Source organism: Microbacterium sp. LKL04 (assembly GCF_900102005.1).
In the GTDB taxonomy this organism is placed as follows: domain Bacteria; phylum Actinomycetota; class Actinomycetes; order Actinomycetales; family Microbacteriaceae; genus Microbacterium.
Genome location: NZ_LT627736.1, coordinates 678959 through 691884, shown reverse-complemented (window position 1 = coordinate 691884; position 12926 = coordinate 678959). Strand labels below are relative to the sequence as shown.

Here is a 12926-nt window from a genome sequence, read left to right as displayed (position 1 = left end):
GACTCCTTCATTCTACAGGCACGGCTGTCCCCCGCGGCGTGCCGGCCCGCGCCCGGAGGCGACCCCATGCTCATCACCGCGTCGACACCGACCGCCCCGCCCGTCACGCGGATGCCGCGCCTGCTGCCCCTCGTCGCGTGGCTCTCGTTCCTCGCCGAGACGCTCATCATCGCCACCGGCGGCGCCGTCCGACTGACCGGGTCGGGCCTGGGCTGCCCCACGTGGCCGACCTGCACGCCGGAGTCGCTCGTGGCGACGCCCGAGATGGGCATCCACGGCGTGATCGAGTTCGGCAACCGCACGCTGACGGGACTCGTCGGCATCCTCGCTCTGATGGTGGTCGTGCTGGTCTGGCGGATGCGGCGCACCCGTCGCGACCTGTTCGTTCTGGCACTCGTGGTCCTCGGCGGCGTCGTCGCCCAGGCGATCGTCGGCGGCATCACCGTCCTGACGGGCCTCAACCCCTTCATCGTCGGCTTCCACTACGTCGTGTCGCTCATCCTCGTCTGCGTCTGCGCCGCGTTCCTCGTCCGCATGAAGGAGCCCGCGGCGCCTCGCGAACGGGTCGTCCCCGCGTGGTACGCCCGCCTGGCGCACTTGACGACCGCCGTTCTCGCCGTGACCATCGCCTTCGGCGTCCTGACCACGGGTGCCGGCCCCCACTCGGGTGATGCTGCAGCCGGACGCAACGGCTTCGACGCGGAGATCCTCGAGCACGTGCACGCCTGGCCCGGCTACACCCTGCTCGCGCTCACGCTGATCCTGGTCGGAGTCGCGTGGGCCCGCAGACTCCGCCCGCGCACGTGGGTCACCCTGCTGCTCGCCGCCGAAGCCGTGCAGATCGCGGTCGGCCTCTACCAGGCGCGCAACGGTCTGCCCGAGATCGCCGTCGGCGTGCACATGGTCCTGGCTGCGCTGACCGCGGCCGCCATGACGGTCGTCATCCTCCGCCTGAAGGCACCGGCGGCCCTCGAGGTGGAGACCGCTTCTCACTGACTCCTCATAGGTTCCGCATCGGTCCCGTCAGGGTGCATCGGGAACAGTGGCCCGGGCCGTCCGAATCCGGGCGGCTCCTACCCGGAGGAGATTCGATGAACACCCGCCCCCGCCTGACCCGCAGCATCCCGTTCTGGGTGCTCGTGGCAGGCTCCCTCGCATCCAGCGCCGCCGGCGCTGTCGTCCTGATGGACAAGCTCGGGACGATGGAGACCGCGCTGACCGCCGGTACCGCGACCGGCGTGGAGGTCTATGTCGGACAGGTCTGGGCCATCCTGGGCGCGATCCTCATCGGCGTCGGCGTGATCGGCCTGCTGCTGGCTTTCGCGCTCGGTGCCCTGCGCGCCTTCGCCACGCCGCGCGAGCAGCTCGCCCCCGCGACCGAGCCGTTTGCCGAAGAGATCGAAACCGACGCGACCGACGAGTCGGCGACGACCGAGCAGCCCGTCCTCGACGGCGCCGCACGCTGATCGACAGGTCGACCCGCTGCGTCAGAACGGCAGCAGCGGGTCGATCGCGATCGCGACGAAGAGCAGTGTGAGGTAGGTGATCGAGGCGTGGAACACGCGCATCGGCTGCACCTTCCCACCGCGGACAGCGCGTGCGTACAGGACGTGCGATTCGTAGATGAACCATCCACCGAAGACGAGCGCCGACACGGTGTAGACGAGCCCCATGCCTGCGACCGGGATCAACAGCAGCGAGCTCGCGATCGTCGCCCAGGCGTAGAGGATGACCTGCAGACCGACCTGGACACCGTCGCGGGTCGCGCCCAGCATGGGAACGTCGACCTCGGCGTAGTCTCCCTTGTACTTCATGGACAGCGGCCAGTAGTGCGGCGGCGTCCACAGGAAGACCAGCAGGAACAGGATGAAGGGCGTCCACGTGAGCGACTCCGTGACGGCCGACCACCCGATGATCACCGGGAAGCACCCGGCGATACCACCCCAGACGATGTTCTGTTCGGTGCGGCGCTTCAGGAGCATCGTGTAGATCACGACGTAGAAGAAGATCGCCCCCGCACTGAGGGCAGCGGCGACCCAGTTCGTGAAGGCCCAGAGCCACACGGTGGAGACGATCGCGAGCGTCCACGAGAAGACCAGCGCACCGCGCGGCGAGACCTCGCCGGTCACGAGGGGCCGGTTCTCGGTCCTCTTCATGTGCGCGTCGATGTCGCGATCGAGGTACATGTTGAAGGATGCCGCCGACCCCGCGCTCATCGCGCCGCCCACGACGGTGGCGACGATGAGCCAGAGGTTGGGAAGACCGTCGGCAGCCAGGAACATCACCGGGATGGTGGTGACCAGGAGAAGCTCGAGCACACGAGGCTTCGTCAACTGGATGTACGCGCGGACGGTGCGGCCGACCGACTGTCGAGCGGGCGCGGATACGCGCGCGCCGGTGTCCGTGAGTGCCATCGCCCCTGCCGTGTAGATCGTCTGGTCGAGTCTACGGCATCCTCCGCGAGCGGTCCCTGCGCCCCCACCCACCGGCACTTCGCTCACAGCGCACGTCACAGAGCGCCACCCGGCCTCGGCGAGTGGCCTACCTCGATATGCTGAAAATCCCGACGTGGGACGCCCCCTCCTCTTCCGAGATCAGCGGTCGTCCGCGCCGAATCACCGACGAAAGGCTTCCAGGTGTCAGAGCTGGTTTGGGACGAGATCGATCGACGCGCGGTGGACACCGCGCGGGTACTGGCGGCGGACGCCGTCGAGAAGGTCGGTAACGGCCACCCGGGGACCGCGATGAGCCTCGCCCCCGCGGCCTACCTGCTCTATCAGCGCGTCCTGCGGCATGATCCGACCGACACCCACTGGCTGGGCCGCGACCGCTTCATCCTCTCGGCCGGGCACTCGTCCCTCACGCAGTACGTGCAGCTCTACCTCGGTGGGTTCGGCCTCGAGCTCGACGACCTGAAGGCACTGCGCACCTGGGGCTCGCTGACCCCCGGTCACCCGGAGTACGGACACACGAAGGGCGTCGAGATCACGACCGGCCCCCTGGGCCAGGGTCTCGCGTCCGCCGTGGGCTTCGCCTACGCCGCACGCTACGAGCGCGGTCTGTTCGACCCCGAGGCCGCGGCGGGCACGTCCCCCTTCGACCACCACGTGTTCGTGATCGCCGGCGACGGCGACCTGCAAGAGGGCGTCACGTCCGAGGCCGGTTCGCTCGCGGGCCACCAGCAGCTCGGCAACCTGATCGCGATCTACGACTCCAACCAGATCTCGATCGAGGACGACACCAACGTCGCGTTCACGGAGGACGTCCAGGCTCGTTACGAGGCCTACGGCTGGCAGGTCCAGACGGTCGACTGGAAGAAGACGGGAGAGTACGTCGAGGACCTCGCAGCCCTCCACGCGGCGATCGAAGCCGCGAAGGCGGAGACCTCCAAGCCCTCCCTCATCGTCCTCAAGACGATCATCGGCTGGCCGGCTCCCGGCAAGCAGAACACCGGCAAGATCCACGGCTCCGCGCTCGGCGCCGACGAGCTCGCCGCCACGAAGAAGGTCCTCGGGTTCGACCCGGAGCAGAACTTCGCCGTCGCCGACGACGTGCTGGCGCACACGCGCGCACTCGCAGAGCGAGCCGCAGCCGACCGCGCCGGGTGGCAGGAGTCCTTCGACGCATGGGCCGAGGCGAACCCGGAGCGCAAAGCGCTCCTCGACCGCCTCGAGGCGGCGACCCTGCCCGACGCCATCGACGACGCCCTCCCCTCCTTCGAGGCCGGTAAGGACGTCTCCACCCGCGCCGCCTCGGGCGTCGTGATCAACGCCCTGGCCGCCGAGCTCCCCGAGCTCTGGGGCGGCTCCGCCGACCTCGCCGAGTCGAACCTGACCACGATCAAGGATGCGAAGAGCTTCATCCCGTCCGAGTGGTCCACCCACGAGTGGTCGGGTGACCCGTACGGTCGCGTCCTCCACTTCGGCATCCGCGAGCACGCCATGGGCGCGATCATCAACGGCATCAAGCTGCATGGGCCGACGCGTCCCTTCGGCGGAACGTTCCTGATCTTCAGCGACTACATGCGTCCTGCCGTGCGACTGGCGGCGCTCATGAACATCCCCTCGGTGTTCGTGTGGACCCACGACTCCGTCGCGCTCGGCGAAGACGGCCCCACGCACCAGCCGATCGAGCAGCTCGCGACGCTGCGTCTCATCCCGAACTTCACGGTCGTCCGTCCCGCGGACGCGAACGAGACGGCCGCGGCGTGGCTCGAGATCCTGCGCCGTCAGGACGGCCCGACCGGCATCGCCCTCACTCGTCAGAACATCGCGGTCTTCCCGCGCGGCGAGAACGGCTACGCCACCACGGAGGGCGTTGCCAAGGGTGCATACACCCTCCTCGATGCCCCCGAGGGCGAGCCGGACGTGATCCTGATCGCCACCGGTTCCGAGGTCCAGCTGGCCGTCGCCGCCCGTGAGACCCTCGCCGGCGAAGGGATCGGCGCTCGCGTCGTCTCGGCTCCCAGCCTGGAATGGTTCGCCGAGCAGGATGCGGACTATCGCGACTCGGTGCTGCCCCCCTCGGTCAAGGCGCGCGTCTCGGTCGAGGCGGGTGCCACCGGCCTCTGGCGCGCGGTCGTCGGCGACAGCGGACGCACCGTCGGCATCGATCACTTCGGCGCCTCCGCCGACTACAAGACCCTGTTCGAGAAGTTCGGCGTCACCGCCGACGCGGTCGTCGAAGCGGCCCGCGCAACCGTCAAGGAGAACGCATGAGCACCCCCACTGAGGACCTGTCCGGCGCCGGCGTCAGCATCTGGCTCGACGACCTCTCGCGATCGCGGATCGACACCGGGAACCTCGCACAGCTGATCGAGACCCGCGACGTCGTCGGAGTCACGACCAACCCGTCGATCTTCCAGGCCGCCATCGGCAACACCGAGGACGACTCCTACGACGCACCTCTGCAGGCCCTCGCCGCGCAGGGTGCCGACGTCGACACCGCGATCTTCGAGATCACCACGACCGACGTGCGCGACGCCGCCGACATCTTCCGTCCCGTGTTCGATCGCACGAACGGCGTCGACGGCCGCGTGTCCATCGAGGTCTCCCCCGACCTCGCGCACGACACCGACGCGACCGTCGCGCAGGCGAAGGAGCTGTGGGCCAAGGTCGACCGCCCCAATGCGCTCATCAAGATCCCCGCGACCCTGGCCGGTCTCCCCGCGATCAGCGCCGTGCTCGCTGAGGGAATCTCGGTGAACGTGACGCTCATCTTCAGCCTCGAGCGCTACGCCGCCGTCATCGACGCGTACCTCGACGGGATCCGGCGGGCGAAGGAGAACGGTCACGACATCGCGACCATCCACTCCGTCGCCTCGTTCTTCGTCTCCCGCGTCGACACCGAGGTCGACAAGCGCCTCGACGCCATCGGCACGAGCGAGGCCGCGGCTCTCAAGGGCAAAGCCGGCGTCGCGAACGCCCGTCTCGCGTACGAGCTGTTCGAAAAGCGCTTCGCCGAATCGGATGCCGCCGAGCTCATCGCGGCGGGCGCGACCGTCCAGCGTCCGCTGTGGGCGTCGACAGGTGTCAAGGACCCTGCGCTCCCCGACACCCTTTACGTGACCGAGCTCGTCGCACCGGGAACCGTGAACACGATGCCCGAGAAGACGCTCGAGGCCACCTTCGACCACGCCAAGGTCACCGCCGACACGATCACCGGTGCGTACGAGGACGCCCACCGCGTCTTCGACCAGCTGGCCGAGGCGGGCGTCGACCTGGTCGACGTCACCCAGGTGCTCGAGGATGAGGGTGTCGAGAAGTTCATCGTCTCCTGGCATGACCTGCAGGGCACGGTGCGCACGGCTCTCGACAGCGCGCGCTGACCGATGGTGGTGCAGATCTCGCGGGGGACGAACCCCCTCCGCGACCCCGACGATCGTCGCCTCAACCGCATCGCGGGTCCGAGCGCGCTCGTGATCTTCGGCGTGACAGGCGACCTGTCGCGCAAGAAGCTCATGCCCGCGGTGTACGACCTCGCCAATCGCGGTCTGCTCCCGCCCGGCTTCGCGCTGGTCGGGTTCGCGCGGCGCGACTGGGAGGATCAGGACTTCGCGAAGGTCGTCTACGAGGCGGTGCGTCAGTACGCTCGTACGCCCTTCCGTGAGGAGACCTGGAACCAGCTCCTGCAGGGCATCCGGTTCGTGCAGGGCGAGTTCGACGACCCGGCATCCTTCGCTCGTCTCCGCGACACCGTCGAGAAGCTCGACACCGAGCGGGGGACCATGGGCAACCACGCGTTCTACCTGTCGATCCCCCCGAAGGACTTCCCCGTCGTCGCGCGCCAGTTGCGCGATTCGGGCCTCGTCGACGAGAACGCCGACGGCGACACGTGGCGCCGTGTGGTCATCGAGAAGCCGTTCGGCAGCGACTTGCAGACCGCCCGAGAGTTGAACGAAGCGCTCGAGGTCGCCTTCCCCGCCGACGCGATCTTCCGCATCGACCACTACCTCGGCAAGGAGACGGTCCAGAACATCCTGGCCCTGCGCTTCGCCAACGAGCTGTACGAGCCGCTCTGGAACGCCAACTACGTCGATCACGTGCAGATCACCATGGCCGAGGACATCGGCGTGGGCGGGCGTGCGGGGTATTACGACGGGATCGGTGCGGCGCGCGACGTCATCCAGAACCACCTGTTGCAGCTCCTCGCCCTCACTGCGATGGAGGAGCCCATCTCCCTCGATGCGGAGCACCTGCGCGCAGAGAAGGAGAAGGTGCTCGCCGCCGTCACGCTGCCCGAGGACCTCTCGACGGCCACCGCCCGCGGCCAGTACGCCGGCGGGTGGCAGGGCGGCGAGGATGTCACCGGCTTCCTCGACGAAGACGGGATGGATCCGCAGTCCCGCACGGAGACCTACGCGGCGATCAAGCTCGAGATCGCCACGCGTCGGTGGAACGGCGTGCCGTTCTACCTGCGGACCGGCAAACGCCTGGGCCGCCGCGTGACCGAGATCGCGGTCGTCTTCAAGCACACCCCTCCCCTGCTGTTCCTGCGCTCGCAGGCGCTGCAGCTGGGGCAGAACGCGCTCGTCATCCGCATCCAGCCCGATGAGGGCGTGACGCTGCGTTTCGGCTCGAAGGTGCCCGGCGCCGGCAACGAAGTCCGCGACGTGACGATGGACTTCGGCTACGGCCACGCATTCACCGAGTCGAGCCCGGAGGCCTACGAGAGACTGATCCTCGACGTGCTCCTGGGCGACCCGCCGCTGTTCCCCCGGCACGAGGAGGTCGAGTTGTCCTGGCGCATCCTCGATCCCGTCGAACAGTACTGGGCGGAGCAGGACGAGCCGCTCGAGCAGTACTCCCCCGGATCCTGGGGTCCCCCGTCCGCCGATGAGCTCTTGGCCCGCGACGGCCGCGTCTGGAGGCGTCCATGATCGTCGATCTGCCCGACACCACGGTGTCCACGATCGCGAAGAAGCTCGTGAGCGTGCGCGAAGAAGGCGGCGCCGTCGCCCTCGGCCGTGTGCTCACCCTCGTGATCGTCTCGACCGGCGGTCTGGACGAGGAAGCGATCGATGCCGCGAACGCGGCATCCCGTGAACACCCGATGCGCGTCATCGTCCTCGTCGTCGAGCCCGACGCCCCCACGGGGCTGGACGCGCAGATCCGCGTCGGCGGCGACGCCGGTGCGAGCGAGGTCGTCGTCCTGCGCGCCCGCGGCGCGGCCGCCGGCAACCAGGAGAGTCTCATCAACGGGCTCCTTCTGCCGGACGCACCCGTCGTCGCCTGGTGGCCGGACGACCCGCCCACCGACACCGCGCACTCGCCCATCGGTCGCATCGCGAAGCGACGCATCACGGATGCCTCGACGGAGCCGTTCTCCCCCGATCGTCTCGAGCAGCTCGGCTCGGGGTACGAACCGGGCGACACGGATCTCGCGTGGACCCGTCTGACGCACTGGCGTGAGCAGTTGGCCGCCGTCCTGGACCAGCCGCCGTTCGAGCCCGTCACCGCCGTCACAGTGGTGGGTGCCGGTAGCTCGCCGTCCACAGGGCTCCTCGCGGCGTGGCTGCGACTCAAGCTCGACGTGGCCGTGGAGTGGCATTACACCGATGCGGACGAGTGGGCTCACGGCATCCGGTCGGTCACACTGTCGCGCTCGTCCGGGGACATCGTGCTGGAACGCACCACCGCGACGGACGCCACACTTACGCAGCCGGGTCAGCCCACGCACGACATCGTGCTGCCGCGTCGATCCCTCCGCGAATGCCTGGCGGAGGAGCTGCGTCGCCTCGACCCGGACCTCTTGTATGGTCGAGTGATCACCGAAGGGTGGGAGCTCCTCGACCCTCCCACGAGGTAGGAGTCGCATGTCGGAGTTTCGCGCGGAGAAGCGCGTCGTCGTCAGTCCGGATGCCCGACGCCTGGCAGAGGGTGTCGCGAGGCGCTTCTTCCAACGGATCTCGTCGCGTGCCGCCGAAGGGAAGACGACGCACGTCCTTCTGACCGGCGGCACTGCGGGCACGTCGGTCCTGCAGGCTGCGGGTGAGAGTCCCGCACGTCACGAGGTCGACTGGTCGAACGTGCACTTCTGGTGGGGCGACGAACGCTTCGTCCCCTCGGACGATCCGGCGCGCAACGAGACCGCGGCACGTGAGGCCTTCCTGTCGCGTATCGACGTCCCGGCGCGGAACGTCCACCCGATCGCGTCCGCGGACGCCGGCCGCAGCCACGACGAGGCGGTCTCCGACTACGCCGCGGAACTCGCGGGGCACGGGACCGCGGAGCAGGCGTGGCCGCGCTTCAGCATCGCCTTCCTCGGCGTCGGCCCGGACGGTCACATCGCGTCTCTGTTCCCCGACAGGAGCGAGATCGGCGACACCGAGAACTCCGTCCTCGCCGTCCGGGACTCCCCCGTCCCACCGTCGGATCGGATCACGCTGACGCGACCGGTCATCAACTCATCCCGTCGCGTCTGGCTTGTTCTGCCTGGCACCGACAAGGCGTCCGCCCTCGGTCTCGCCCTCGCGGGCGCGAGTTACCACTCCGTTCCCGCCGCCGGCGCGAAGGGCCGCAAGCAGACCGTGTTCTTCGTGGACGAGGCTGCCGCGCAGGGTGTCCCGGAGGAACTGATAGACCCCGAGTTCTGAACGAACCCGGGGTCTGTCGAGGTGAGTCGCGCGCAGCTCAGTCCTGGCCGCGGCGCTCCCGAAGCTGCTGGAGCGCGTCGTCGAGGATCGACTCGGCCTCCTGGTCTGTCCGACGCTCCTTCACGTAGGCGAGGTGCGTCTTGTACGGCTCCGTCTTCGCGACTGCGGGCGGGTTCGCCTTATCGCGGCCGGCCGGAAGACCGGAGTGAGGCGAATCGATCGTCTCGGGGATCTCCTCCTCGGCGATGCCTGCGGCGAAGTAGCGCACCGTCTCATTGCCGAGTGCGTCCCAGTAGGACACCGCCACGCGGTCGGCGTGGTGCCCGTGGTCCTGCTCCCCCATGGGGCCCGCGCCGACACGCGTCCCCCGAATCGCGTTTCCCCCGGTGGCCATCAGATGCTCTGGAACTTCGTGATGAGACCGAGCGCCACGATGGCGACGAACCAGACGAGCGCCAGCACCACGGTGAAGCGGTTGAGGTTGCGCTCGGCCAGGCCCGAGGAGCCCATGGCCGAACTCATGCCGCCTCCGAACATGTCGGAGAGGCCGCCGCCGCGTCCCTTGTGCAGGAGGATCAGGAGCGTGAGCAGGAGGCTGGTGATTCCCAGCAGCACCTGCAGCACAAGCTGGAGGATGTCCACAGTCGTTGAAAGCCTTTCGGGTCGCCGAATGACTCGGCGTTCGCACGAGTATACCGGCTGAGCGGTGCGACGCCGTGAGGCACCGCACCGCTCGAGGTCACACGCCGACGTGCTTCTGGTATCGGATGATCGCGGCGAACTCGTCCGCCAACAGGCTCGCTCCGCCGACGAGGGCACCGTCGACGTCGGGCTCGCGCATGAAGCTGGCGATGTTGCCCGACTTCACGGATCCGCCGTAGAGGATGCGGGTGCGCTCGGCGGCGGCATCCCCCAACGACTCGGCGACGACCGCGCGCAGGGCCGCGCAGACTTCCTGAGCCTGCTCGGGCGACGCGACCTGTCCGGTTCCGATAGCCCAGACGGGCTCGTAGGCGACGACGACGTCCGCGTCGGACGCAACGCCCTCGAGCGCTGCGCGCAGCTGCGCGACGGACACGGCCGTGGGGCCGGACTCCTCGCGCTGCTCGAGCGTCTCACCGACGCAGATCACCGGAACGAGACCGTGCCGGAGAGCGGCCTGCACCTTGGCTGCGACGACCTCGTCGGACTCCGCGTGGTACTCGCGGCGCTCGGAGTGACCGATGATGACGTAGCCGACGTCGAGCTTCTTGAGGAACGCGCCCGAGACCTCACCGGTGTAGGCGCCCGAATCCTTCGCCGACACGTCCTGCGCGCCGAGGGCGAACGGGATCTTGTCGGCGTCGATGAGGGTCTGCACCGTGCGGATGTCGGTGAACGGGGGGAACACGGCGACCTCGACCGAACCGGTCTCGTGCGCGGCATCCTTCAGCGTCCAGTGCAGCTTCTGGACGAACGCGACCGCCTGCAGGTGGTCGAGGTTCATCTTCCAGTTGCCGGCGATGAGCGGGGTGCGGGTCACGCTTCCCATCCGAGGATCTCCAATCCGGGGAGCTTCTTTCCCTCGAGGAACTCGAGGCTGGCTCCACCACCGGTGGAGATGTGACCGAACTGGTGGTCGTCGAACCCGAGCTGCCGCACGGCGGCCGCCGAGTCGCCGCCACCGACGACGGACAGACCGTCGACCTCGGTGAGCGCCTGCGCGACCGTCTTCGTCCCGGCGGCGAAGGCGTCCATCTCGAACACGCCCATGGGGCCGTTCCAGAACACCGTCTTCGCGCCGCGGATCGCGTCGGCGAACAGTTCGGCCGTCTTCGGGCCGATGTCGAGGCCCATGCCGTCGGCGCCGAAGTCGGTGTCCTCGAGCGCGTCGGCGGATGCCACGACGTGGTCCGCGTCGGCCGCGAAACCGGACGCCATCACAGCGTCGACGGGGAGGATGAGCTCCACGCCGCGCTCGTGTGCCGTCTCCATGTAGCCGCGGACGGTGTCGAGCTGGTCGACCTCGAGGAGGCTCTTGCCTACCTTGTGGCCCTGGGCCGCGAGGAAGGTGAAGAGCATGCCGCCGCCGACGAGGATCTTGTCCACGCGCGGCAGGAGGTGCTCGATGACACCGAGCTTGTCGCTGACCTTGGATCCGCCCAGGACGACCGCGTACGGGCGCTCGGGGCGCTCGGTGAGGCGGTCGAGGACGTCGACCTCCTTCTCGATCAGAAGCCCCGCTGCCGACGGCAGGAGCTCTGCAAGGTCGTAGACCGACGCCTGCTTGCGGTGCACGACACCGAAGCCGTCGGAGACGAGCGCGTCGCCGTGCGCAGCGAGCTGCTCGGCGAAGGCGCGACGCGTGGCGTCGTCTTTCGCCGTCTCGCCCGCGTTGAACCGCAGGTTCTCGAGCACGGCGACCTGGCCGTCCTCGAGAGCCGCGACGGTGTCACGAGCCGAGTCGCCCACGGTGTCCGTCGCGAAGGCGACGTCCTGGCCCAGCAGCTCGGACAGGCGCGACGCGACCGGCGCGAGGCTGTAATTCGCGTCCGGTGCGCCGTCGGGCCGGCCGAGGTGGGACACCGCGATGACGCGCGCCCCCTGCTCGACCAACGCGCGAAGCGTGGGGATGGCCGCACGCACGCGGCCATCGTCCGTGATGACGCCGTCCTTCAGGGGGACGTTGAAGTCGACACGGACGATGACGCGCTTGCCTGCGAGCGAACCCAGCGAATCGAGGGTGCGCAGAGCCATCGTCAGAGCTTGCTGGCGACGAGCTCGGTGAGGTCGACGAGACGGTTCGAGTAGCCCCACTCGTTGTCGTACCACGACGAGATCTTGACGAGGTTGCCCGACACGTTGGTCTGGCCGGCGTCGAAGACCGAGGAGTGCGGGTCGAGCTGGATGTCGCTCGAGACGATCGCGTCGGTGTTGTACTTGAGGTACCCGACGAGCTCGCCCTCAGCGGCGGCCTTCTCGAACGCCGCATTGATGACCTCGGCGGTCAGGCCCTCGGTCGGGGTGACGACCGTGAGGTCGACGATCGAGCCGGTGGGGACCGGGACACGGTACGACGAGCCGCTCAGCTTGCCGTTGAGCTCGGGGAGGACGAGGCCGATGGCCTTGGCCGCACCGGTCGCGGCCGGGACGATGTTGATCGCCGCAGCTCGGGCGCGGTGCAGGTCGCCGTGCGGGCCGTCCTGCAGGTTCTGGTCTGCGGTGTAGGCGTGCGCCGTCATCATGAAGCCGCGCTCGATGCCGAAGTTGTCGTTGAAAACCTTGGCGATCGGGGCGAGGCAGTTCGTGGTGCAGGACGCGTTCGAGATGACGTGCATCGTCTCGGAGTCGTAGGAGCCATCGTTGACACCCATGACGAAGGTTCCGTCGACGTCGGTGCCCGGCGCCGAGATGATGACCTTCTTCGCGCCGCCGTCGATGTGCTTCTTGGCGTCTGCGGCCTTGGTGAAGCGGCCGGTCGACTCGATGACGATGTCGACGCCCAGGTCGCCCCAGGGGAGGTTGGCGGGGTCGCGCTCTTCGAAGACCTTGATGGTCTTGCCGTTGACGGTGATCGAGTCCTCGGTGTACGAGACCTCGGCGTCCAGGCGACCGCCGACCGAGTCGTACTTGAGGAGGTGAGCGAGGCTCTTGTTGTCGGTGAGGTCGTTCACCGCCACGATCTCCAGGTCAGCTCCCTGCGCGAGTGCCGCGCGAAGGAAGTTGCGTCCGATACGGCCGAAGCCGTTGATGCCAATCTTGACAGACACGTTGTCTCCCGTTTTTCTTCGCGCACGCCCCATGGACGGGGTCGACCCGCGATGTGCTGGAAATGAGAGAGGATGCCGGGGCT

13 protein-coding genes are annotated in these 12926 nt (G+C 68.5%); 7 read left to right on the top strand and 6 right to left on the bottom strand.

Features of this window, described 5'->3' with window-relative positions; translation table 11 throughout:
* Positions 1-66: 66 nt before the first annotated feature.
* On the top strand, positions 67-996 hold the full coding sequence (locus BLP38_RS03400; RefSeq protein ID WP_091352917.1) for a COX15/CtaA family protein: 930 nt from the start codon (positions 67-69) through the stop codon (positions 994-996).
* Between the two features lie 95 nt (positions 997-1091).
* A complete protein-coding gene (locus tag BLP38_RS03395; RefSeq protein WP_091352914.1) occupies positions 1092-1466 on the top strand; it encodes a dinucleotide-utilizing enzyme in 375 nt (124 codons plus the stop codon).
* A gap of 21 nt (positions 1467-1487) precedes the next feature.
* Here the strand turns inward: BLP38_RS03395 and BLP38_RS03390 are convergent, their stop codons facing one another.
* A complete protein-coding gene (locus BLP38_RS03390; protein ID WP_091352911.1) occupies positions 1488-2414 on the bottom strand; it encodes a heme o synthase in 927 nt (308 codons plus the stop codon).
* Between the two features lie 222 nt (positions 2415-2636).
* Between BLP38_RS03390 and tkt the strand changes: the two genes are divergently transcribed.
* From tkt to pgl, 5 genes are read left to right on the top strand one after another with little or no spacing between them, the layout of a single operon-like run.
* On the top strand, positions 2637-4718 hold the full coding sequence (gene tkt, locus BLP38_RS03385; protein WP_091352908.1) for a transketolase: 2082 nt from the start codon (positions 2637-2639) through the stop codon (positions 4716-4718).
* The gene (tal, locus tag BLP38_RS03380) at positions 4715-5827 is read left to right on the top strand and encodes a transaldolase (RefSeq protein WP_091352904.1); all 1113 of its coding nucleotides are present in this window, start codon (positions 4715-4717) and stop codon (positions 5825-5827) included. Before tkt ends, tal begins: the two co-directional genes overlap by 4 nt.
* A gap of 3 nt (positions 5828-5830) precedes the next feature.
* Positions 5831-7378, top strand: a complete 1548-nt coding sequence (gene zwf / locus BLP38_RS03375; RefSeq protein WP_091352900.1) for a glucose-6-phosphate dehydrogenase — start codon at positions 5831-5833, stop codon at positions 7376-7378.
* On the top strand, positions 7375-8307 hold the full coding sequence (locus tag BLP38_RS03370) for a glucose-6-phosphate dehydrogenase assembly protein OpcA (protein ID WP_091352897.1): 933 nt from the start codon (positions 7375-7377) through the stop codon (positions 8305-8307). Before zwf ends, BLP38_RS03370 begins: the two co-directional genes overlap by 4 nt.
* A gap of 7 nt (positions 8308-8314) precedes the next feature.
* On the top strand, positions 8315-9094 hold the full coding sequence (gene pgl / locus BLP38_RS03365; RefSeq protein WP_091352893.1) for a 6-phosphogluconolactonase: 780 nt from the start codon (positions 8315-8317) through the stop codon (positions 9092-9094).
* A gap of 37 nt (positions 9095-9131) precedes the next feature.
* Here pgl and BLP38_RS03360 read toward each other — a convergent pair whose 3' ends face one another.
* The 5 genes from BLP38_RS03360 to gap form a co-directional block, all read right to left on the bottom strand.
* Positions 9132-9488 carry an RNA polymerase-binding protein RbpA gene (locus tag BLP38_RS03360; protein ID WP_091352889.1) on the bottom strand — a complete coding sequence of 119 codons (357 nt, stop codon included), beginning with the start codon at positions 9486-9488 and terminating at the stop codon, positions 9132-9134.
* A complete protein-coding gene (gene secG, locus BLP38_RS03355; RefSeq protein ID WP_091352885.1) occupies positions 9488-9736 on the bottom strand; it encodes a preprotein translocase subunit SecG in 249 nt (82 codons plus the stop codon). Before secG ends, BLP38_RS03360 begins: the two co-directional genes overlap by 1 nt.
* 97 nt (positions 9737-9833) lie before the next feature.
* Positions 9834-10625 (bottom strand): triose-phosphate isomerase, encoded by a 792-nt coding sequence (gene tpiA, locus BLP38_RS03350; protein WP_091352882.1) that lies wholly within the window; start codon positions 10623-10625, stop codon positions 9834-9836.
* Entirely contained in the window at positions 10613-11830 is a 1218-nt protein-coding gene (locus BLP38_RS03345) for a phosphoglycerate kinase (RefSeq protein WP_091352879.1), read from the bottom strand. The genes tpiA and BLP38_RS03345 overlap by 13 nt, the downstream gene beginning before the upstream one ends.
* A 2-nt stretch (positions 11831-11832) precedes the next feature.
* Positions 11833-12843 carry a type I glyceraldehyde-3-phosphate dehydrogenase gene (gap, locus tag BLP38_RS03340; RefSeq protein WP_091352875.1) on the bottom strand — a complete coding sequence of 337 codons (1011 nt, stop codon included), beginning with the start codon at positions 12841-12843 and terminating at the stop codon, positions 11833-11835.
* Between the last annotated feature and the right edge of the window lie 83 nt (positions 12844-12926).